A 22,997-nucleotide genomic window follows, 5' to 3' on the forward strand; every position below is an offset into this window, starting at 1 on the left:
CTAATAATTAGTGGGAGATGAATAAAACCCTTACTGATTAAGTTGCACTTTATTAAAACTTCTGTATTTGTATTCATGTAACTGAAAGAAAATTTATCGTATATAAAATGTAGTGTAAAAGAGGATTCGCTTACATTGCAAGTGAAAAAGTGATGACTATGTATTTGTCATAGAAATTCCCTATCAGCCGTGTGCCTATTCATGATAGAATCGTTTTGTTATGAATGGAAATAGAGGTGCAATGGATATATGAATCATATACAAACAAATTTTTCGTCTTTCTTCAGTAAAATAATGATTGGTGCGATGCTCGCGTTTTATGTTTATAGTTGTTGGGCAGCTTTCGAAACGAGTAAGCAGTTTTTTGGCGGAAGTACAACAAGTGTAACAATCGTATTGGCAGTTTTTATTATCCTCATTTTGTTAGTAGCATCGATCTTGCAATATCGTTTTACGGATAAACAATTTCTTGTTTTCCTTATAAGCGTATCTATAGTTGTGAGACTTAGCGTGGTTCTGTTTACAGACGTTCCAATGATAGGTGATATGAAAGCTATGTATGAGTCTGCAAAGCAGCTTGCAATTGGTAATAACATAGGGGATGTAACTCAGTTACCTTTTATTATTTATGAATCAATCATTATTCGTATATTTGGTGATACGGTATTCGCCTTACAATTATTTAATATTGTATTTTGCACAGGAACTGCATTTTTCATTTATCGTATTGCATCAATGGTGTTTGGGGAAGAGTGTGGTCGTATTGCTTCTGTGTTTTACGCTTTATATATTCCAAATATATTTATGAGTTCTTTATTAACGGCGGAATCGCTCGCAATATTTTTATTTTATTGTGCTTGTTACATACTTCTATATAAAGGCTTAGATCATCCTTATATGTGGGGGATTTCAGCTATTGTATTTGCACTTAGTAATATGATTTTCCCGCTGGGGTTATTTTTACCTATTTTTATAGCTGTATATGTGCTGTTAATTGAATTATTTCAATCAGCAACGAAGCAAAAATTCCTATTAAAAATGATAGGAATACTTATTCTATTTTATAGTACTCATTTTGGCGTGAGTTATGGGATCAAGGCGATGGGAATGTCGCAGTATACGATTTCTAATGAGACGTATGTTCAATCTGTTTTAATTGGAAAAAATGAAAATGGAGAAAAAACGTCTGGAAATCAAAGTGTAAAAGAGCACATTGATCAAAAGTTAAAAGAGATTGAAGTGGAAAGATTTAAGCTTTTAAAGCCGGTAATCAACCAGTTTTCAGATGAGGGAATAAACTCGATTCTTTTTAAATGTGAAAAACTTATATATATAGCGGTGACATTATTTATGGCTATAGCTTTATTACATTTTCTTATTAAAAAACAACAAAATGAAGGATATATGTTGTTTTTATTATTAATTGGCGGATACGTATCATTAAGGCTCTTTCAAGTAGATATGGCATATTATAATATTATTATGCCAGCTTTGTTTATTTTACAAAGCTTTGGTGTTTATATAAGTTATTTTTATTGCCAAAAGATCTTTTTCAGAAAATAAAAGAATCCAGTTCGGATTCTTTTTTTTATAGATAGATTATTAGTCGCCTTATCGGTTTAGTTCTAGCTGTAAACTATCAGCTGTTATGGCTATTTTTGAGGAATCGTCTTGAATATTCTTCATTACCTGTGAAATAGTTTCTAACTCATTTTCAATTTTTTTATTTTGTTCTTTGGAGTTAGACATATCTTTTACGATTTCTTGGAAATATTGATCTGTCGCATGCATACTATCTGTCCCTTCAGATACGAGAGAGCTAATTTGTTCTACGGAAGAAGAGACGTGTATAATCTGTTCATTGGTTTTTTCAACGAGTTTTGTAACGTTGGATATTGATTCTTTCGTTTGCTCTGATAACTTTCGAATCTCCCCTGCCACAACTGAAAAACCTTTACCAAATTCGCCAGCGCGTGCAGACTCAATAGCGGCATTTAATGCGAGTAAATTTGTTTGCTCAGCGATTGATTTCACAATATCAATGATTTCGTTAATTTTGTTAGAAATATCAAGAAGTTCATGAGTATCTGTAATAATAGTTTCCATATTCGTTTGAATACTTTCCATTCGTTTGTTTTGCAGATTTAATTGTTCCTTTCCTTTGTTGGCCTTTTCTTCTGATGTCGTAGCTAATGATGTACCTGCTTTTGCAATGCCCACGATATTTTCTGATTTAGATGTTAATTTTTGAATAGAAGAGCTTGTTTTTTCAGATACAGCTGCTAGTTCTGTTGCAATATGTGTAATCGTCATAGCAGTCAGTTCTTTTTCTTTTTCATGCTCTTTTTGAATTCTTTCGTATTCAGATTCATAGGCTGCAATAACAAGTTCTTGTTCTAATGTAAATAATTTATTTATTACATTTATAGAATAAGAAAAATCTTCTATTGTCGAAAATTTTGTTTGTAAAATCTTCATGACAGAGCGAAATAATTCTTGATAAGCGGCAGTATACCATTTTCTATGTAAACCAATTTGTACATGCCTTTTTGCAATTCTAATACGTTGTTCAATAAAATCTTCATGCATATTTCCACTGAATAATTCTTTAATGTGTGCCTTTAAAGTTTGTTTTAATTTTGGAATAGAGCTGTAACGCTCAATAATAGTAATTAAATTAGGTTGTTTTGTGATATTGGTATAGAATTTTTCTGTGATCCAATCTATTTCCTCATAAATAAAAGACTGTAGTACTTTTACAATTTGTAAATCTTCCTTTGAAATATGCAGCATATCCATTTGAGTTTTCAGTTCAGAATTAACGGGCACGTTAAATATTATTTGTTGGCCTTTACTTAATTCAATTATACTGGCGCTTGTTTTATTGTTATTTTTTTTAAAAACCCCAAGCATCATTCTTCCCCCCCCTGTTTGTAAAGCGTTTTCATTTTTTAGTTCATATATAATTATATATGTATATATAAAATTACTCTATAGTATGTAGAATTGTATATAAATTAAGAGAATTCTTTATAGAATTCTCTTAATGACCTTTATTAATCTTTGCATGTGTTTTAAAGAAAACTGGGAAATGTACATTATATATTACGGTGACGACACGAATAACGAATGTTATTAATAAACAAACATAGAAAGCTAACACGTGTGCCCCCAGTGCATGTGTGATTAGGAAGCTAACTGCTCCTAAAATAGAAGCGATTGCGTATATTTCTTTTCGGAATACATAAGGGATATCTTGAGCGCAAATGTCGCGTAAAATACCGCCTCCAATACCTGTAATGACTCCCATTGAAACGACTAAGAACGAGGCGTCAACGTGATGTGACATTGCTGCATTTGCACCAATAGCTGTAAAAACACCTAAACCAACAGCATCAGAAAGCATAATAACGACTTGAAGTTTATTAATACGCTCAAAAAACATACATGTGAATAATGCTGATAGTACACTTACGAAAAAGTAAATGGGTTTTACAAATGCGACGGGAGGCAGGTTACCAATCATAATATCACGAATAATACCGCCGCCGAGCGCAGTAGCTACAGCTAAACAAAGGACACCAAATAAATCTAAATCTTTTTTCAAACCAACTAATGTACCAGAAATGGCAGCGGCGATAATGCCAAGAAACGTAAATATATCGATTAATAACATGGCCTTAATCCCTTTCTCTTAAAGATGTTCCAGAGAAAAAATATACACTAAAGTTTTGGAAATAACAATTACTTTTCGCTACATGTAGAAAAATGGATGAAATACATAAAGAAAGCGTTTGAAAATGTTTGGAAAGTAAATTAAAAAAGTGCTGAGAGATTAATTTTGTAGTTTTTTGCTGTGGTTTAGTTGGAGGGGGGGACAATAGAAAAGGGGTAGTTTTACATTTGTATAAAATGATAAAAAAATATTTCTATATTGTCGAAAATAAGTAAATGGGTGTTAGATAGTTTGTATAGAGATAGGGAAGGATAGCTAAAGGACAATACCCTCCACTACTAATAATGCTGGATTTGACTAGTTTCGGCATAAAAAATAGTTCTCAATTTAAATATGAGTTATGTTATAATTGCTAGGTGTTTTTTAAACGATAGAAAACTATGATTAAAAGATAATGTAAAGATTTTGTATGGAGGTCTTGGAATGTTAGCAAATCAAGCTAGGGTTAGATTTGAGCATTTTTTGCTCTTTTTTATTATTTTACAGCCTGTTTTAGATTTATTAACGTCTCTTAGCATCATTTTATTAAAGTCAAATGCCACTGTTGGAATTGTAGTAAGATTTCTTATTATGGCTGTTGGTGGTATTTACATTTTAATTCAGGCGAAAGAGAAGGAAAATAGGAAGTTTTTAATTTACCTTATATTATTAGCAGTAGTATTAGGAATAGGATTTATTAATAATACACTAGTTAAGAATCCTATTGTACTGGGTGAAGAAGTTAAGTTTGTTGCGAAGGCATTATATATATATATTATGCTAGGGTCATACATTTTAGCTTTAAAATCATTGAAAAAGACAGTAAATATTAGTGATAAAGTCAGAAATAGCATTGTATATTCTACATTAATCATTAACGCTGTTATGGTTATTTCTATTTCAACATCTACAGACTTTGGTAGTTATGAATGGATGAAAGTTGGTTCCCGAGGGTGGTTCTATGCAGGTAATGAACTAGGATCAATCTTAGCTATCATTTTCCCTATTGTGGTACTATATTCTATTCAAAAAACAAAGAGCGTGAAACATGTTTTATATTGGATTCCATCGCTTTTAATGATTTACTCTTTAATTCAAGTTGGTACAAAAGTAGGAATGGGCTCAATTGGTGCTACGTTAGCAGCAGTAATTGGAATTATCGTACTACAATTACTATTCGATAGAAAAAATCCAAACAAGAAGTCTCTTGTACTTAATGCATTCATTGCTGTCGTCCTATTAGCTGGTGTTGCCGGAACGTTTAAAATGACACCATTAGCACAAAATATGGGCATTCATACTAACTATTTATCAGAACAAAATGTAGCGCAGCAAGGTCAAAAAGAACAAGAAATTAAAGAGAAAATTAAAAAAGAAGAAAAACAACATAAAGTTGAAAAGCCAGAAGAAAAGGCAAAGATAGAAGAAGAAGTTAAGAAAGAGCTGGAGAAAGAGCAAAAGAAAGAAAATCAAGAAAATCTTATTTTCAGCGGACGTCAAGTATATGAAGAGAGACATAAGCAGTTCTTTAAAGAAGCGCCAATGTCACAAAAGCTATTAGGAATGGGTTATGCAGGTAACTTTAAGTATAATGAACAAAAGCAACCAGATCCGAAGTTAATTGAAATGGACTTCCATGATTGGTTTTATGATTTCGGAATTATTGGCTTTGCATTACTAATGATTCCATTTATTTATTACGGCTTAAGAATCCTACTAGCATTTATTACAAGATTTAAGGAAATATTTAATATAAAATATGGAATGATTTCAGTAAGCTTAGTATTAGCACTAGGCATTGCATATATTGCAGGACATATTTTGACAGCACCAGGAGTTGGTATTTACTTTGTAGTGGTGTTAGCTTATCTAATTGTCGATCTAGAAATTGAATGATAAAAATAAAAGCTAACTTTTGTTAGCTTTTATTTTTTAGTACAGTAAGATGAAGATAGATGGAAATGCAGCGAGGATTTAAAGGAGGAAAAAATATGAGGATATTGCATATGAATGCAGGAGCAGAAGATGGGGGAGGAAAAACACATATTATTTCACTTCTCGATCAGTTTCCAACCGGTGAAGTAGAATTAGCAGTATTTGAAGATGGAATTGTTGCGAAAGAAGCAAGAGAGCTAGGGATAAAAGTTCATGTGTTTTCACAAAAATCTCGCTATGATTTATCTATTTTAAAGAACATAAGTGACTTCATTAATAAAGAAAAATTTGATGTAGTTCATACACACGGTCCTAGGGCGAATTTTTATGTTTCACTAATGAAAAAGAAAATCGAGGCAAAATGGGTAACGACAATTCATAGTGATCCATTTCAAGACTTTACTAAACAAGGCTTAAAGGGTTGGATTTTTACTAAATTAAACTTAAAGGCTTTAAAAAATATAGATTTATTTTTTGTTGTAACGAATAGATTGAAAAAAAGCTTAGCGGCATTAGGCATTTCAAATGAAAAGATGCATGTTATTTATAACGGGATTGAATATGATAAGGAAAAAGCACAAGGTTATAATAAACAGGAAATGTTTAATATTGATGAAGATGTGTTTACTGCAATTCAAGTGGCACGCTTGCATCCTGTTAAAGGACATGAAGTTTTATTCGATGCATTGAAGCAGACGAAATTGACGAAAATTAAAGTATTATTAGTTGGTGATGGTCCGTTAGAAAATGAGCTGAAGGCACTAGCTACTGAAAAAGGGATTAATGATAAAGTTGAGTTTTTAGGACATCGTCAAGATGTAAAACAATTATTTGCATCATCACATATAAATTTATTAACATCGCATAGTGAAGGGTTCCCATTAGTCCTATTAGAAGCGGCAAATCAACGTGTTCCATCTATCGTGACGAGAGCGGGAGAAATCGAACCGCTAATTGTAGATGAAACATATGGATGGATTGTACCAACCGGTAATGGTAAAGCATTAGCAGAGGCACTAGAGGAAGCTTATGACAAGTGGAAAACAGGAGAGCTAGCTGTGATGGGAAAACATATTTACGAACACGCTACAATGAACTTCTCACTACACAAATTATATGAAGATACGAAAGAAACGTATAAGCAATTAATAGCGAAAAACCTTTAATAATAGAGAGGATAGTTAATTATGGCAGTACAAACAGTTGATATTCTAGGCGTTCCTTTCTCTACAATGACAATGGATGAAACGATCCAATATTTAAAGAAACAACTAGAATTAGAGCAAGCTCATACTTTTCAGGTGGTAACAGCAAATCCTGAAATTGTTATGTGCGCAAAAAAGGACGAAAAGTTCCATAAAACATTATTAAATACAGACTTAATTACACCTGATGGTATTGGGGTTGTAAAAGCAAGTGGTATGCTTGGCACACCATTAAAAGAGCGTGTAGCTGGATTTGATTTAATGAGCAATTTATTTGCAAAGTTATCAGAAGATAAGAAATCAGTATCTGTTTTCTTATTAGGTGCAAAACCACATGTTGTACAAGCTGCAGCTGATCATTTAACGAAGACATATTCGGCTGTATCTATTGTGGGTATACAAGATGGATATTTTAAACAAGAAGAAGAAGAGAATATTGTTTCACGTATTCAAGAGGCAAAACCAGACCTATTACTTGTTGCGCTTGGCTTCCCAAGACAAGAAAACTTTATCCAAAACAATAAGCATCGTTTAGAAACGAAAATGGCTGTTGGAGTAGGCGGTAGTTTAGATGTATGGGCAGGAGAGGTAAAACGTGCCCCAAAATGGATTCAAGCTATTCATTTAGAGTGGTTTTATAGATTATGTAGCAATCCAACACGTTGGCGCCGTCAGTTAGTATTAGCGGAATTTTTAAAAGAAGTAATGCGTTCAAAAAAGTAGCGGAACATCGCTACTTTTTTTATTTGTTCATTTTTGATAAACATTTTATTTTTTGGGAATGATGAAGGAGAATTTTTTACGCGAAAGTATTTTACTTATACAATTCACACATGTAAAATGATGTGTAAAGACAGCTGTGTAAGGAGGACCTCTTGTGGGTAAGGTAAAAGAAATTTCAAAGCGAAAGCTACTTGGTATAGCGGGGCTTGGCTGGCTATTTGACGCAATGGATGTTGGAATGCTTTCGTTTGTAATTGTGGCATTACAAAAAGATTGGGGATTAAGTACTCAAGAGATGGGTTGGATAGGGAGTATTAACTCAATTGGTATGGCTGTAGGGGCGCTCGTTTTTGGGATACTATCAGATAAAATAGGACGGAAATCAGTCTTTATTATTACATTATTACTATTTTCTATCGGTAGTGGTTTAACAGCTTTAACGACGACACTCGCGATGTTTCTTGTTTTACGATTTTTAATTGGTATGGGACTTGGCGGAGAACTTCCAGTTGCATCTACTCTTGTATCGGAGAGTGTTGAAGCGCACGAACGTGGAAAGATAGTTGTACTATTAGAAAGTTTCTGGGCTGGTGGCTGGTTAATCGCAGCTCTTATCTCGTATTTTGTTATTCCTAAATATGGTTGGGAAGTTGCGATGGTATTAAGTGCAGTTCCAGCGTTATATGCTTTATATTTAAGATGGAATTTACCCGATTCCCCGCGATTCGAAAAGGTTGAAAAAAGGCCATCTGTTATTGAAAATATAAAATCGGTTTGGTCTGGAGAATATCGTAAGGCAACAATTATGTTATGGATCCTATGGTTTTGTGTTGTCTTTTCCTATTATGGCATGTTCCTTTGGTTACCTAGTGTAATGGTATTGAAAGGCTTTAGTTTAATAAAAAGTTTTCAGTACGTACTCATTATGACTTTAGCCCAACTTCCAGGATATTTTACAGCTGCATGGTTTATTGAACGCCTTGGTCGTAAATTTGTATTGGTTACGTATTTAATTGGTACAGCATGTAGTGCGTATGTGTTCGGGATCGCGGATTCATTAACAGCATTAATAGTAGCTGGTATGTTACTCTCCTTCTTTAATTTAGGTGCGTGGGGTGCCTTATATGCTTATACACCTGAACAGTATCCAACGGTTATTCGCGGTACAGGTGCAGGAATGGCAGCAGCATTCGGGCGTATTGGTGGTATTCTTGGCCCATTATTAGTAGGTTATTTAGTTGCTTCACAAGCTTCGCTCTCGCTAATATTTACGATTTTTTGTGGATCAATTTTAATTGGAGCACTTGCTGTAGTTATACTTGGTCAAGAAACGAAACAGAGGGAATTAGCATAAAAGAAAAGGGAAACCAAGGTGGTTTCCTTTTTTCTGTTTTTTTAGATAAATAATGGTATAGTAAGAAAAAGGGATTGTTTCTTACTAAAGCGAATGTATACAACAGGACATATGGACAAAGGAATTAGGTGGTTGGATAAATGAAAATTTTACTTATCATGGAAGAGACAGAAGAGCGAAGAAAATTAGTTGAGAACTTTACTGAGAATATTCGAAATGTAGAATGTTTTGAAGCGAAAACTGGAACAGAATCTTTGCTAATAATGAAAAAACATACACCTGATTTTGTTTTTTTGAATTCGCAATTAATAGATGGTACTGGTTTTGAATACTCGAGTTTATTACGAGAAGTAAATTGTTATACGAAATTTATTTTTATTGGTGAGGATATAGAAGAGGCAATTACAGCTTTTCGTTTTCAAGCGTTTTATTATTTATTACGACCATTTCGTGAAGAAGATTTACAATTCATTTTATATAAAATGGGGAAAGAACAAGTTGAGAAGGCAAAGAGTCATTTGCGTAAACTACCGATAGAAGGCCATGAGGGGATTAGATATATTTTCCCAGAAGATATTGTATATGTAAGTAAAAATAAGGAAAATAAAACAGTTTCAATTTATACAACGAATAATCAGTATATTTCAACGTACACACTCCAGGAATTAGAAAATAAACTAAATGTATATGATTTTTTACGTGTACATAAAAGTTATTTAATTAACATGTCATATGTACAAGAGCTTAAACCTTATTATAATGGCACGTATAATTTGTATTTAGACAGGTATGATGAGCAACCGATTCCAGTAAGCCGCAATTATGTAAAACGACTTCGAAATAAAATTGAGCTATGACAAGTAATGAGAGAATTTTAACATAATAACCTAAAAATCCTTCATGATAGGGAGGATTTAAGTTAAATATTCAGAAAATTTAGTACAATCTCCTCTAAGAAGTAGTAATGGGGGGATTGTATGTGAAAACATTGAAATCAATTTTACTTTGGGGAGTTATTGCAGCACTAGGAGCATCTGCTTTTGGTGTAATAGCTTTATCACAAGGTGAGACAATTAATGCTGTATGGCTATTAGTTGCTGCTGTATCAGTGTATGCGATTGCTTATCGCTTTTATAGTAGATTTATAGCAAGGAAAGTTTTTGGCCTAGATAATAATAGGCAAACACCTGCTCATACGTTAAATGATGGGAAGGATTATGTTCCGACAAATAAATGGGTTTTATTCGGACATCACTTTGCAGCGATTGCTGGGGCAGGTCCTTTAGTAGGACCAATTTTGGCGGCGCAGATGGGATATTTACCTGGGACAATTTGGATTATTGTTGGGGTAGTTATCGCTGGAGCTGTACAAGATTTTGTAATTTTATTTGCTTCAATGAGACGTAATGGTAAATCATTAGGGGAAATGATTAAAGATGAGATTGGTCCTGTTACAGGGTTAATTGCAATGATTGGTATTTTAGGTATTATGATCATTTTATTAGCAGTATTAGCTTTAGTAGTTGTGAAGGCACTTGTTGGAAGCCCATGGGGAATGTTTACAATCGCAGCAACGATTCCAATTGCTATTTTAATGGGAGTTTACATGCGTTACATTAGACCAGGGCGAGTAGGGGAAGGATCAGTAATTGGTATTGTTCTACTAGTCCTATCTCTTATTGGAGGACAGTATGTAGCGGAAAATCCAACGCTTGCAAGTATGTTTACTTTTAGTGGTGAAACAATTGCTATTATGCTTATTGTATATGGATTCATTGCATCGGCATTACCAGTTTGGATGCTCCTTGCACCACGTGATTATTTAAGTACATTTTTAAAAGTAGGAACGATTGTTGGATTAGCAATTGGTATTTTAATTGTAGCTCCAGATTTGAAGATGCCGGCAGTGTCTCAATTTATTGATGGAACAGGCCCTGTTTTCTCTGGGAATTTATTTCCGTTTTTATTTATTACAATAGCTTGCGGTGCTGTCTCCGGATTCCATGCTCTCGTTTCATCAGGTACGACGCCGAAAATGATTGAGCAAGAAGGTCATGCACAACCAATTGGTTATGGGGCAATGTTAATGGAATCATTTGTAGCAGCGATGGCTATGATTGCAGCTTGTGTATTAACACCAGGAACTTATTTTGCAATCAATAGTCCAGCAGCACTAATCGGAACAGATGTATCACAAGCGGCTCAAGTTATTTCTTCCTGGGGATTTGCTATTACACCGAATGAATTAAAAGAACTTGCTGTTAACGTCGGAGAACAGACTATTTTATCACGTACAGGTGGCGCACCAACATTAGCAATTGGTATGGCACATATATTTTCACAAGTAATAGGTGGAACGGCGATGATGGCATTTTGGTATCATTTTGCTATTCTTTTTGAGGCACTATTTATTTTAACAACGATTGATGCTGGAACACGTGTAGGTCGATTTATGATTCAAGACATTTTAGGCCATGTATATAAGCCGTTTGCGAAAACAGACTCTACATTAGCGAATGTGGTTGCTACAACGATATGCGTACTAGGCTGGGGGTACTTCTTATACCAAGGGGTAGTCGATCCTCTCGGTGGAATTAATACGCTATGGCCACTTTTCGGTATTGCAAATCAAATGTTAGCGGGGATTGCATTATTACTTGGAACGACAATTTTATTCAAAATGGGGAAGAAGGCATACGTTTGGGTAACGCTTATTCCGACTGTAGGATTACTGATTGTAACGATGACAGCTGGTTATCAAAAGTTATTTCATGAAAATCCTAAAATAGGGTTCCTATCCCATGCGAAAGTGTTCCAAGGAGCATTAGATGATGGGAAGGTATTAGCTCCAGCTAAAAACGTTGCACAAATGAAGCAAATTATTTTTAATGACTATATTGATGCAACGCTTTGTGGGATTTTTATGATAGTTGTAATTGCTGTATTAATTTCTGCACTTCGAATTTGGATTCAAGTATTAAGAAATAAGCCAATGCCGTTAAAAGAGGCACCATATATTCCAAGAGATGAAAGTGAGTCGAGGAACTATGCTTAAAAGATTACGGAAGGTATGGGGAAAGAGAAAACAATTTATTAGTTTACTTGTCGGAGTTCCAAGTTATGAAACATATGTAAATCATATGAAAGTACATCATCCAGAAGAGAAAATTCTATGTCAAAAACAATTTTTTGCTGAGGCACAAGAAGCTAGATTTAATGCAAAAGGCGGAAAAATATCACGATGTTGTTAATGGAAGGGGCGAAATTTCGTCCCTTTTTTTATTTTGTTGTTCCACGTGGAACAACAAAATAAAAAACTTTGGGAATTATAGGGATTTCGTAATACAATAAAATATAGAAGGGGATAGATGGAAAAGAAAAAGTAGGGAGATTATTTTATGTTCAGAGATCTATTTGTAAATATGACAATTATTCTTTCCTTTATCTTTGTAGGTGGTCAGCTTTTAAGAGATAAGTCATTAAAAGAGGAATTCTCTTTTGGACAAAAATGTGTGGTCGGTATTTTTACTGGAATACTAAGTATATTATTGATGCATTTTGGTGTACATATTGAAGATATTATGTTGGATTTACGTTATTTAGCTGTTATTTTGGCAATTATAATTGGAGGTCCGATAGCCAGTAGTATAACAGTTACTATTATTTTAATCACTCGGCTATTTTTTACTGAGTACTCTTTAGCCTCTGAGTTGGCTTGCTATACTATCGTGGCAATAGGGATTGGTATTATCTTCATTTGGCGGATGAAAGTTTCTGTATTCACAAAATGGGTATGGTTTAATGTGTACAGTTTGTCTATTTTAACAATACCACTTTCTATTTTATTTAAGGATATATCCGTAGTGGTATTATATTTAGTTTGTAGTATTGTTGCGGCATACATCACATTTGTAAGTGCAAGCTACGTATTGCAATCGAATGAATTATTTCAAACGATGAAGCAGTATGCAACGATGGACGCATTAACAGGTCTAGGAAATGTAAGACAATTTGATTTAGAGATGAATCGTCATATTGGTAACAAACATATGAAAAATGATTCGCTTTGTTTATTACTTATTGATATTGATCACTTTAAGTATGTAAATGATACGTATGGTCATCCGGCTGGGGATGAGGTATTAAAACAAGTGGGGCATATTTTACTAGAGAATGCACCATTCTCAAACTTGGTTTTTCGAAAGGGTGGCGAGGAGTTTGCCCTGTTATTACCAAAAAAGGGGTTGGCATATGGAACTCGTATAGGGGAACAACTTCGTCTAGCTGTTGAAAGATATTCCTTCCAATTGTTAAGTGGGGAAGAAATTAAAATTACAGTTTCAGTTGGGGTTTCTGAGTATGAAAAATCACCCGAGCAATTTATTCAATTAGCTGATGACGCATTATACTATTCAAAAAGAAATGGTAGAAATAAGGTTAGTGCGGCATCATAAGGATGAGGGGAGAGAAGTTGGTTTCTCTCAAATACCCTTGTAAATGATTAAAACCCACAGGGAGAATAAATTTCCTGTGGGTTTTAATATACTTTTAAAGCTATTAATGGGTAGCTTTATTTAGACAAGTTCTTTCGGTGCAACGAATTTGCGGTAAGCACCGTGATGTGTTGGTCCTACATATTCGTTAATTTTGAATGAATGACGAATTGCAGCTGTGATGAATTCTTTTGCAGTTTTGACTGCTTCTTTCACAGTTTTTCCTTTTGCAAGCTCTGCTGTAATTGCAGCAGAATATGTACAACCTGCACCGTGTGTATTTGTCGTATCAATCTTTTCGGATTCTAGAAGATCGAATGTTTCGCCGTCATATAACACATCAATAGCAGTTTCTGTGCCTAATTTGCTACCACCTTTAATTAGTACGTATTTAGCACCTAAAGCATGGATTTTCTTTGCAGCTTCTTTCATGTCCTCAAGAGAATTAATTTTCACACCACTTAATTGATATGCTTCAAATAAGTTTGGAGTAACAACTAATGCTTTTGGAACAAGAACGTCACGTAAGCAGTCATTTGTTTCAGGATGTAACGCTTCATCTGCCCCTTTACATACCATAACAGGATCAACTACTACGTTTTTGAAATTGTGCTTTTCAATTGTTTTCGCAACCATTTCAATAATTTCTACCGATCCAAGCATACCTGTTTTTAAAGCATCTACGCCAACGCCTTCAATTGTTGTTTCTAATTGTGGTTTTAATGTAGAAGCTGGGATTGGGAATACGTTATGTGCCCAACCGTTATGTGGATCCATTGTTACGATTGTCGTAAGAGATGTCATTCCGTATACGCCAAGTTCTTGGAATGTTTTTAAATCTGCTTGTATACCAGCACCGCCACTTGTATCAGAACCAGCGATTGTAAGTGCTTTGTTTAATGTCATTAGGAAAGCCCCCTTAGGTGATATAATGAAAACTACGTTTTCACTATTATATCAATGTTACGAATAAGTACAAAGTGAAAAGTAGATGATTTATGTTAAGTACTATTTAAAATCTTGTATGTAGGAGACGAAGGATGTTTCAAGAGAATCGTACAAATGAATTAGTTATATTAAAAGAGATTGCAGAAACGTTGAATACCTCAAATGATACATATCACGTACTTCAGGCTGTGCTGGAAAAATTATTAAATGTAACTGGTTTAACAACAGGGTGGATTTTTCTTGCGGATGAAAACGGTAGATATACGAAGTTAATTGATTACCACTTACCGGAGGCACTGACATTCGAAAATAAACGACCGATGTGCGAAGGGAATTGTTGGTGCCTACACAGCTTTGTGGAAGGGAAATTAGAGCGAGCAGTTAATATTATTGAATGTAAGAGAATAAATAATGCAATTGAATACAACTGGGGAGATACAGAAGGGATTGTACATCATGCGACTGTACCGCTAAAAGCAGGTGAAGATGAATTTGGCGTATTAAATGTGGCTAGCCCAGGTAAAACACATTTTTCTGAAGAAGAATTAGTACTATTACAATCAGTTGCATTTCAAATTGGAACAGCTTTAAAGCGCACAAAATTGTATGAAAATGAAAAGAGAAGAGCTCATTATTATGTAAAGTTAGAACGCTTTATTCAAGCTTTAAGAGCGATTCATAGATTTAATACATTGCCTGAGGAAGTTGTAAAGCAAGTAGGGAGTTTATTTCTATGGGAGCAAGTCGTGTTCTTTATTAGAGAAGAGAATGAACTAACTGTGAGAGCTTCTTATAAGACGGGTGAACTACAAGATGATATGAAGGCGTCAGCACGGGAAGCATTGGAAAAAGAGGAGTCTGTCTTGCTGAAGCGTCAGGTTGGTAATATGGTACATCCTAATAGGGCAGTTATTGCTATTCCAATACATATTCAAAATCATATATTTGGCGTGCTAAGTGTAAGTTCTAATAATGGGGAATTTGATATAAATACGATAGATGTTGTACAAGCGTTAGCAAATCATATTTCATTAATAATAGAGAACTTAAGATTAAATGAGAAACGCCGTGAACTTGTACGAATGGAAGAACGTAATCGATTAGCTAGAGATTTACACGATTCTGTTTCGCAAAAGTTATTTTCATTAACCTTTATGACGAAAGGCGCTGAGGCGGTCTTAAAGGGGCAAAATGAAAAGGTAGATCAGTCTTTGTATGAGATGCGTGGATTAGCACAAGGTGCCTTAAAAGAAATGAGGACATTAATTTGGCAACTTCGTCCAGCGGGATTAGAGAAAGGATTATTACCAGCTTTAAAGCACTACGGTGAAAGTTTAGGATTAAAAATTCGGGAACAAGTTACAGGTGTGCGTGATTTGCCGCGTGTAGTAGAAGAAGCGCTATGGCGAATTGGACAAGAAGCTTTAAATAACGTAAGTAAGCATGCCAATGTAAGCGAAGCGACAATTTATTTCAAAGTGACGGAGAAGAATGTATCATTAGAAATAGTCGATCAAGGAAATGGATTTGTAGAAGAGGATGTAAAAGAGAAAAAATCGCTCGGTATGACTACGATGCGTGAAAGAGTAGAATTAGTTGGTGGGACGATTAAAATTGCAAGCAGCAAAAAACGAACAAGTGTAAAAGTAAATGTACCATTATGACGTGAAAATGAGGGAAGTTTGTGAAAATAAAAGTATTGTTAGTTGATGATCATACAGTTGTTTTAAAAGGATTAGCATTTTTTCTAAGTACGCAGGAAGATTTTGAATTAGTTGGGGAAGCGAATAATGGAAAAGAGGCGTTAGTGAAAGTAGGCGAAACGAATCCAGATGTCGTATTAATGGATTTATATATGCCTGAGATGGATGGGATTGAGGCGACAGCTTGCATTAAAAAAGAATATCCAAATGTGAAAGTAATTGTATTAACTAGTTTTTCGGATCAAGCACATGTATTGCCAGCATTAAAAGCTGGGGCAAGTGGCTATATTTTAAAAGATGTAGAACCAGATCAGCTTGTTGAAGCTATTCGAAGTGCGTATAAAGGTAACATTCAATTACATCCCGATATAGCAAATGCTCTTCTCTCTCAAACATTACCTCAAGAAGAGAAAGAGGAAGAATCTTTCGTTCATGTAGATGTACTAACGGCAAGGGAAAATGAAGTATTGCAGTTATTAGCGAAAGGGATGAGTAATAAAGAAATCGCTTCGGTTTTAGTTATTACCGAAAAAACGGTTAAAGCTCATGTAAGTAGTATTTTGAGTAAGTTAAATTTATCCGATCGCACACAAGCAGCATTATATGCAGTGAAAAATGGAATTGTATAAGACTAAAGTCGTAAGACCTAGTTCGCCTTTAGAAGGTGGACTTTTTTTATGGAAAAATACGTCTATGTGAGGACGAAATTGTCTTGATATAAAGATAAAATGTATTTGTAAGCAACAACAATTACAAGGGAGTAACCCTTTTTCGTAAGTAATATATAACAACGTAAGAGTGAGTAGTAGGAGGAGAAGAATCATGGCAACAGTTTTATTTGTAAAAGCAAACAACCGCCCAGCGGACCAAGCAGTTAGTGTGAAATTATATGAGGCATTTTTAGCAAGCTATAAAGAAGCACATCCAAATGATACAGTAGTAGAACTTGATTTATATAAAGAAGAATTACCATATGTAGGCGTAGACATGATTAATGGTACATTCAAAGCTGGTAAAGGATTTGATTTAACAGACGAAGAAGCAAAAGCAGTAGCAGTTGCTGATAAGTATTTAAATCAATTCTTAGAAGCTGATAAAGTAGTTTTTGGTTTCCCATTATGGAACTTAACGATCCCAGCCGTATTACACACGTATATTGATTATTTAAACCGCGCTGGTAAAACGTTTAAATATACACCAGAAGGTCCAGTTGGACTTATTGGAGATAAGAAAATTGCGTTATTAAATGCACGTGGCGGCGTATATTCTGAAGGACCAGCAGCTGAAGTAGAAATGGCTGTTAAATATGTAGCAAGCATGATGGGCTTCTTCGGTGCAACAAACATGGAAACAGTAGTTATTGAAGGACATAACCAATTCCCAGATAAAGCAGAAGAGATTATTACAACAGGTCTTGAAGAAGCAGCTAAAGTAGCAAGTAAATTTTAATTAAAATTATAATCGTCACTCGAAAAAACAGCATTAACATAAACGTTAACGCTGTTTTTCATGCTTTAAGTTCATTAGCAAGTTTTTCTAATTGAATTCGATCGTGTATGTAATAGGTGCGCCCTTCTTTTTTTAAATAATTTTGCTGGCAAAACTGGTTTAATACGTATAGAAGATGCCGGTAACTGACGTTTAAGTATTCTGAGGCCTCGGTATGTTTTTCGGTATAGCAATTATTTTGTTCCGTTAATAGAATAAACGCAGCTAATCGATTTTCGAACGGATAACTATAGTTTTTGGCGTAACTTTCTGTTCGGATAATTGTTTTTTCGCCAATAAATTTGCATAGTTTCTGTAAAAAGGTAGCATCTTGCAATAAAAGATGCTGACAATTTTTAAGAGGAAGGGCTAAGCAAATACAATCGTCGATTACCTCAACCGCTTTCGTAACGGATTCTACGTCAATTAATCCTAATTCCCCAATGAACGAAGGTGCTTGAATAAAGTTAATTAAGGAGACCCTCCCGTTTTTGTGACTCATATATATTTTCGCTTTCCCAGAAATTAAGTAATAAAGATAAGGGAAATCAGCTCCTTCATTACATATCCTTTCTTTCTTTTGAAAGGAATGTAGTTCGGCATATGGTAAGACATCAAAAGAAAAAAGAGTGTGGAAGTTGTAAGTTTGCATGTAATGAGAGATTTCTTCGCTATTTTTGCTGATTTTCATGTTTTCACCTCATATTTAGTATGAGATATCTCCTATTATTTTTACAAGAAAGAATGATACGATTTATTTAAATTTGTTTTTGTAGAAAAGAGAGTGTGAAGGGCTTATGAAAAAATATAAAACATTGTTGTTTGATGTAGATGATACATTGTTAGATTTCCAGAAGGCGGAGAAAGTGGCATTACGTATGCTTTTTGAAGAGAAAGGGATTCCTCTAACTAGCGAGGTTGAAGCGCATTATAAAAAAATTAATAAAAGTCTTTGGGATGCTTTTGAAGAAGGCGAAATAAACCGTGATGAAGTCGTAAATACACGGTTTTCGATTTTGTTTAAAGAGTATGGTCAAGAAGTAGATGGGATATTATTTGAAAATAATTATCGTAGTTATTTAGAAGAAGGTAATCAACTTATACAGGGGGCCTTTGAATTTATACAAAATATTCAAAGTGAGTATGATTTATATATCGTGACGAATGGTGCTTCAAAAACACAAGATAAGCGTCTGCTTAATGCAGGAATACATTCAAAATTTAAAGATATTTTCGTTTCTGAAGAAGGACTTATTATTGGGGATTCGTTAAGTGCCGATATTAAAGGCGGATATTTAGCGGGAATCGATACTTGTTGGTTTAATCCAGAAAAGAAATCAAATGAAAATGGGATTGTGCCAACGTATGAGGTACATAATTTTGAAGAGTTATACGCACTATTAAAGAAGCTTGTGTAATATAAATAGGCAGTGAAGATTTTGTCCCCACTGCCTATTTATATTAGTTTGTAGCTTCATTATGTTTAGGAAGCGGAAATGCATTACCAATGGCCGCCGCCCCGAGCATTGGTAATAATAAATTGAGCGGGAAAAACATGAGTAATAGTAATGTTATAGCTATTGGTTTTCTTAATGCATAGCTTGAAATAGCTGTCGTTACGATGGCTACAGAAGCTATTGGATCTATAGGGGCAATAGAAGCTATAGCATATCCAATACTTGATCCGGCAAATATAATGGGGAAAATATGTCCGCCGCGCCACCCCGTATTTAAACAAACGGCAGTAATACATAATTTTAAAATCCCTGAAAGAAGTAATACCCAAAAAGATAAATGGCTCCATTCGACGACTAAATCTTTTAACTGATGTTCCCCTGAGAATAATGTATATGGGAGAACTGTTCCTACAATTCCTAATAAAATACCACCGATAATTCCAAGTGATAGTTTGTATTCTCGGAAAGGATGAATTACTTTCTCTAATGTAAACTCTAATTTGAAATAAAGGAAACCGACCATGGCACCGATACTTGCAAGTGGTAGAAAGGCGATCCATTCATTGAGAGAAAGAGAGCCTTCTCCAAAATTAACAATAAAAGATCCACGATTATCTAATTTACTAAGCAATAAATAAATAGAAAATCCGGCAAAAGTGGTAGCTAAATATACGATTGCTTTTTTTCTCTTAGAAAACTCAGCAATTTGTTCACCTTCACTCTCATTCTCATTCGGAGCTAAATAACCGAATAATGGTGCATTGAAAATGACACTTAAAGTAGCACCAATTCCAACCTCTGTTAGTTCATTCATTCCCTTTAAAGCGAATTTAAAGCGATCACCTACCCATGTGCAAAGTCCACCGATAATTCCAACAAGCGCTGCTTCCGGACCTAGACTAGCTCCAAATATTAAAACGATAATCGCGGTTAAAGTAGCTTTATGTACAAAACGGTATTCAATTCGCCCTGTTTTTTTATATTCAGCCATGACTTCCGGCATAAGACGTGGATATGTACCGAAGTATTTTTGTGTTAAACCAACGAGAATACCACCGATTATTGTTACACAAATGGTGTAATAAGGGGGAGAAGAAAATACTTTAGGTAAGTATCCCCAAATAAAGTGGATTCCGAAATTTATTGTAACTAAAAATAGCCAGACTGTAGCTCCTACTATAGAGCCTAGAAGAATGCCATATAGGACGAGTATATAGTTCATGTCCTTTTTATTTGTCATGTTATACCTCCGTTATGTAAGTTTTGATATAGAAAGGGTTAGATATGCTGGTATGAAATGAATTGAATATATATAGTATCTTTTTGAGAGGTCGGCTTATTCAATTTATACAATGCGATTTCATGAGAATTTGAAGTCTGCACGGTTAAAGTGCTTATTTAAGTGTATATAGTGATTCGAGTTTTTGAAAGGTATTTTTCATATGAACATGGAATATATTTCTTTTGTTATTTAAATTAAATTTCCGACATTTAATTTAGAACATTCAGAAAAACTATTTGACATCAGGAAATTATTGCTATAAAATCAACGGTAATTGCATAGTCTTATCAAGAAAAGGTGGAGGGACAGGCCCGATGAAACCTTGGCAACAGCCGTATAACGGAATTGTGCCAAATCCTGCAGGTAATAATCCTGAGAGATAAGAAAGAGCCTTTAGAGCGTGTTTTCAAACTGCTCCTTTCTTGTTTTCAGGAAAGGGGCAGTTTTTTATTTTTCATAAAAGAAAGGAGAACGAGAGATGGGAGAATCATGGGGGAAAGGAACTATTTGTGTGCAAGGTGGCTATACGCCAAAGAATGGTGAACCACGTGTTTTGCCACTTTATCAAAGTACAACGTATAAATACGATACTTCAGATGATTTAGCAGCGCTATTTAATTTGGAGGCAGAGGGATATATATATACGCGTATTGGAAATCCTACGCTAGCTGCATTTGAGCAGAAGTTATCAGATTTAGAGGGCGGTGTAGGGGCTGTTGCAACAGCTTCTGGGCAGGCAGCTATTATGCTCGCAGTTTTAAATATTTGTAGTAGCGGAGACCATTTACTTTGTTCTTCAACAGTTTACGGGGGGACATTTAATTTATTTGGAGTGAGTTTGCGTAAGCTTGGTATTGATGTTACGTTCTTTAATCCAAATTTAACGGCCGATGAAATTGCGGCACTTGCTAACGATAAGACGAAGCTCATTTATGCAGAATCATTAGGAAATCCAGCGATGAGCGTTTTAAATTTCAAAGAATTTTCAGCAGCGGCAAAAGAATTAGAAGTACCTTTTATCGTTGATAATACATTAGCGACGCCTTATTTATGCCAAGCGTTTGAACATGGGGCAAATATTATCGTTCATTCTACGACGAAATATATTGATGGTCATGCGAGCTCATTAGGCGGCATTGTTATTGACGGAGGGAACTTTGATTGGACAAATGGAAAATATTCTGAGCTTGTTGAACCTGACCCGAGTTATCACGGCGTAAGTTATGTTCAAAATTTTGGATCAGCAGCTTATATTGTGAAAGCACGCGTTCAATTATTAAGAGACTATGGAAACTGTATGAGCCCATTCAATGCATATATTAGCAATATTGGCTTGGAAACATTGCATTTACGAATGGAGCGTCATAGTGAAAATGCTCTCGCAGTTGCTAAGTGGCTTGCTAATCATGAACGTATTGAATGGGTGAATTATCCGGGATTAGATAGCAATGAAAATTATTCGTTAGCACAAAAGTATTTGAAAAAAGGTGCTAGTGGTGTTTTAACTTTCGGTATAAAAGGCGGATTAGAAGCAGCAAAAGAATTTATTGCAAGTGTGAAACTGGCAACTCTCGTAACGCATGTAGCTGATGCCAGAACTTGTGTAATACATCCCGCTAGTACGACACACAGACAATTAAGTGCAGAAGCTCAACGTTTAGCTGGTGTTACATCTGATTTAATTCGTTTATCGGTCGGTATAGAAGATGTTTCTGATATTATTGTAGATTTAGAAGCAGCGCTAGTCGGAGGCAAACAACATGCCGATCATAATTGATAAAGATTTACCAGCTCGTAAAGTATTACAAGAAGAAAATATTTTTGTAATGACGAAGGAGCGAGCAGAAACACAAGATATACGTGCTTTGAAAATTGCCATATTAAATTTAATGCCTACAAAGCAAGAAACAGAAGCACAATTACTTCGTTTAATTGGAAATACACCGTTACAATTAGATGTTCATTTATTACATATGGAATCACATCTATCTCGCAATGTAGCACAGGAACATTTAACGAGCTTTTATAAAACTTTCCGTGATATTGAAAACGAAAGATTTGATGGACTCATTATTACAGGAGCACCAGTTGAGACTCTTTCTTTTGAAGAAGTAGATTATTGGGAAGAGCTTGAACGTATTATGGAGTATTCAAAAACGAATGTAACATCTACGCTTCATATTTGCTGGGGAGCACAAGCTGGTTTGTATTATCACTATGGTGTTCCGAAATATCCTCTTGCTGAAAAAATGTTTGGTGTGTTTGAACATGAGGTTCGCGAGCAACATGTGAAATTGTTACAAGGGTTTGATGAATTGTTTTTTGCCCCGCATTCTCGTCATACAGAAGTACGAGAGAGTGATATTGAAAAGGTGAAAGAATTAACGTTATTAGCAAACTCTGAAGAAGCGGGTGTTCATCTTGTTATTGGGCCAGAGGGAAGGCAAGTTTTCGCACTCGGACATAGTGAATATAGCTGTGATACGTTAAAACAAGAATATGAACGAGATAGCCAAAAAGGGTTAAATATTGATGTGCCAAAAAATTATTTTAAACATAATAATCCAGATGAAAAGCCGCTTGTTAGGTGGAGGAGTCATGGAAATTTATTATTCTCTAATTGGTTGAATTATTACGTGTATCAAGAAACCCCTTATCTATTGTAAATAATGATTGTGTAACACGTGGTAGCGT

20 protein-coding genes, 1 pseudogene and 1 riboswitch are annotated in these 22,997 nt (G+C 34.8%); of the genes and pseudogenes, 15 read left to right on the plus strand and 6 right to left on the minus strand.

Going from position 1 to position 22,997, the window contains the following annotated elements; all coding sequences use genetic code 11:
- Positions 1-249: 249 nt before the first annotated feature.
- Positions 250-1,563, plus strand: coding sequence for a glycosyltransferase family 39 protein (locus BAU28_RS19425; RefSeq protein ID WP_071719626.1), 1,314 nt, complete (start codon positions 250-252; stop codon positions 1,561-1,563).
- A gap of 48 nt (positions 1,564-1,611) precedes the next feature.
- On the opposite strand, the gene BAU28_RS31600 is transcribed toward BAU28_RS19425, so the two are convergent.
- From BAU28_RS31600 to BAU28_RS19435, 3 genes and pseudogenes are all read right to left on the minus strand, one after another.
- Positions 1,612-2,313, minus strand: a complete 702-nt coding sequence (locus BAU28_RS31600) for a methyl-accepting chemotaxis protein (protein ID WP_420866070.1) — start codon at positions 2,311-2,313, stop codon at positions 1,612-1,614.
- A 102-nt stretch (positions 2,314-2,415) separates the two neighbouring features.
- Positions 2,416-2,916: pseudogene (locus BAU28_RS31605) on the minus strand (protoglobin family protein); the annotation flags it as partial.
- A gap of 127 nt (positions 2,917-3,043) precedes the next feature.
- A complete protein-coding gene (locus tag BAU28_RS19435; RefSeq protein WP_002174452.1) occupies positions 3,044-3,676 on the minus strand; it encodes a trimeric intracellular cation channel family protein in 633 nt (210 codons plus the stop codon).
- 483 nt (positions 3,677-4,159) lie between these two features.
- Between BAU28_RS19435 and BAU28_RS19440 the strand changes: the two genes are divergently transcribed.
- The 8 genes from BAU28_RS19440 to BAU28_RS19475 all read left to right on the plus strand — a co-directional run bounded on the left by BAU28_RS19440 (position 4,160) and on the right by BAU28_RS19475 (position 13,386).
- The gene (locus BAU28_RS19440) at positions 4,160-5,611 is read left to right on the plus strand and encodes an O-antigen ligase family protein (protein WP_071719627.1); all 1,452 of its coding nucleotides are present in this window, start codon (positions 4,160-4,162) and stop codon (positions 5,609-5,611) included.
- Positions 5,612-5,706: 95 nt separating this feature from the next.
- Positions 5,707-6,816 carry a glycosyltransferase family 4 protein gene (locus tag BAU28_RS19445; RefSeq protein ID WP_048374973.1) on the plus strand — a complete coding sequence of 370 codons (1,110 nt, stop codon included), beginning with the start codon at positions 5,707-5,709 and terminating at the stop codon, positions 6,814-6,816.
- A 21-nt stretch (positions 6,817-6,837) separates the two neighbouring features.
- Positions 6,838-7,578, plus strand: a complete 741-nt coding sequence (locus BAU28_RS19450; RefSeq protein WP_002174449.1) for a WecB/TagA/CpsF family glycosyltransferase — start codon at positions 6,838-6,840, stop codon at positions 7,576-7,578.
- Positions 7,579-7,732: 154 nt separating this feature from the next.
- Positions 7,733-8,932: an MFS transporter gene (locus BAU28_RS19455; RefSeq protein ID WP_048374969.1), complete on the plus strand. Its 1,200-nt coding sequence runs from the start codon at positions 7,733-7,735 to the stop codon at positions 8,930-8,932.
- Between the two features lie 140 nt (positions 8,933-9,072).
- The gene (locus tag BAU28_RS19460) at positions 9,073-9,789 is read left to right on the plus strand and encodes a LytR/AlgR family response regulator transcription factor (protein ID WP_071719628.1); all 717 of its coding nucleotides are present in this window, start codon (positions 9,073-9,075) and stop codon (positions 9,787-9,789) included.
- Positions 9,790-9,911: 122 nt separating this feature from the next.
- The gene (cstA, locus tag BAU28_RS19465; protein WP_071719629.1) at positions 9,912-11,987 is read left to right on the plus strand and encodes a carbon starvation protein CstA; all 2,076 of its coding nucleotides are present in this window, start codon (positions 9,912-9,914) and stop codon (positions 11,985-11,987) included.
- Positions 11,980-12,183, plus strand: coding sequence for a YbdD/YjiX family protein (locus BAU28_RS19470; protein WP_048374963.1), 204 nt, complete (start codon positions 11,980-11,982; stop codon positions 12,181-12,183). The genes cstA and BAU28_RS19470 overlap by 8 nt, the downstream gene beginning before the upstream one ends.
- Positions 12,184-12,330: 147 nt before the next feature.
- Positions 12,331-13,386 (plus strand): GGDEF domain-containing protein, encoded by a 1,056-nt coding sequence (locus BAU28_RS19475; protein ID WP_071719630.1) that lies wholly within the window; start codon positions 12,331-12,333, stop codon positions 13,384-13,386.
- Between the two features lie 120 nt (positions 13,387-13,506).
- Here the strand turns inward: BAU28_RS19475 and pdxK are convergent, their stop codons facing one another.
- Positions 13,507-14,331: a pyridoxine/pyridoxal/pyridoxamine kinase gene (gene pdxK / locus BAU28_RS19480; protein ID WP_002174443.1), complete on the minus strand. Its 825-nt coding sequence runs from the start codon at positions 14,329-14,331 to the stop codon at positions 13,507-13,509.
- A 134-nt stretch (positions 14,332-14,465) separates the two neighbouring features.
- Here pdxK and BAU28_RS19485 point away from each other — a divergent pair, with 134 nt between their 5' ends.
- The 3 genes from BAU28_RS19485 (at position 14,466) to BAU28_RS19495 (ending at position 17,525) form a co-directional block, all read left to right on the plus strand.
- The gene (locus BAU28_RS19485) at positions 14,466-16,037 is read left to right on the plus strand and encodes a GAF domain-containing sensor histidine kinase (protein ID WP_071719631.1); all 1,572 of its coding nucleotides are present in this window, start codon (positions 14,466-14,468) and stop codon (positions 16,035-16,037) included.
- 20 nt (positions 16,038-16,057) lie between these two features.
- A complete protein-coding gene (locus tag BAU28_RS19490; protein ID WP_025146989.1) occupies positions 16,058-16,705 on the plus strand; it encodes a response regulator in 648 nt (215 codons plus the stop codon).
- 193 nt (positions 16,706-16,898) lie between these two features.
- On the plus strand, positions 16,899-17,525 hold the full coding sequence (locus tag BAU28_RS19495) for an FMN-dependent NADH-azoreductase (RefSeq protein ID WP_071719632.1): 627 nt from the start codon (positions 16,899-16,901) through the stop codon (positions 17,523-17,525).
- A gap of 58 nt (positions 17,526-17,583) precedes the next feature.
- Here the strand turns inward: BAU28_RS19495 and BAU28_RS19500 are convergent, their stop codons facing one another.
- Positions 17,584-18,255: a transcriptional regulator YeiL gene (locus tag BAU28_RS19500; protein WP_071719633.1), complete on the minus strand. Its 672-nt coding sequence runs from the start codon at positions 18,253-18,255 to the stop codon at positions 17,584-17,586.
- 106 nt (positions 18,256-18,361) lie between these two features.
- On the opposite strand from BAU28_RS19500, the gene BAU28_RS19505 reads away from it, so the two are divergent.
- A complete protein-coding gene (locus BAU28_RS19505) occupies positions 18,362-18,982 on the plus strand; it encodes a YjjG family noncanonical pyrimidine nucleotidase (RefSeq protein ID WP_071719634.1) in 621 nt (206 codons plus the stop codon).
- A 43-nt stretch (positions 18,983-19,025) separates the two neighbouring features.
- Here the strand turns inward: BAU28_RS19505 and BAU28_RS19510 are convergent, their stop codons facing one another.
- Positions 19,026-20,261, minus strand: a complete 1,236-nt coding sequence (locus tag BAU28_RS19510) for a chloride channel protein (protein ID WP_071719635.1) — start codon at positions 20,259-20,261, stop codon at positions 19,026-19,028.
- Positions 20,262-20,584: 323 nt separating this feature from the next.
- Positions 20,585-20,689, plus strand: a riboswitch (SAM riboswitch).
- Between the two features lie 92 nt (positions 20,690-20,781).
- On the opposite strand from BAU28_RS19510, the gene BAU28_RS19515 reads away from it, so the two are divergent.
- A complete protein-coding gene (locus BAU28_RS19515; RefSeq protein ID WP_071719636.1) occupies positions 20,782-22,080 on the plus strand; it encodes a bifunctional O-acetylhomoserine aminocarboxypropyltransferase/cysteine synthase in 1,299 nt (432 codons plus the stop codon).
- A complete protein-coding gene (metA, locus tag BAU28_RS19520; RefSeq protein WP_048374948.1) occupies positions 22,064-22,969 on the plus strand; it encodes a homoserine O-acetyltransferase MetA in 906 nt (301 codons plus the stop codon). The genes BAU28_RS19515 and metA overlap by 17 nt, the downstream gene beginning before the upstream one ends.
- Positions 22,970-22,997: the final 28 nt, after the last annotated feature.

This window comes from Bacillus paramycoides (assembly GCF_001884235.1).
Classification (GTDB): domain Bacteria; phylum Bacillota; class Bacilli; order Bacillales; family Bacillaceae_G; genus Bacillus_A; species Bacillus_A paramycoides.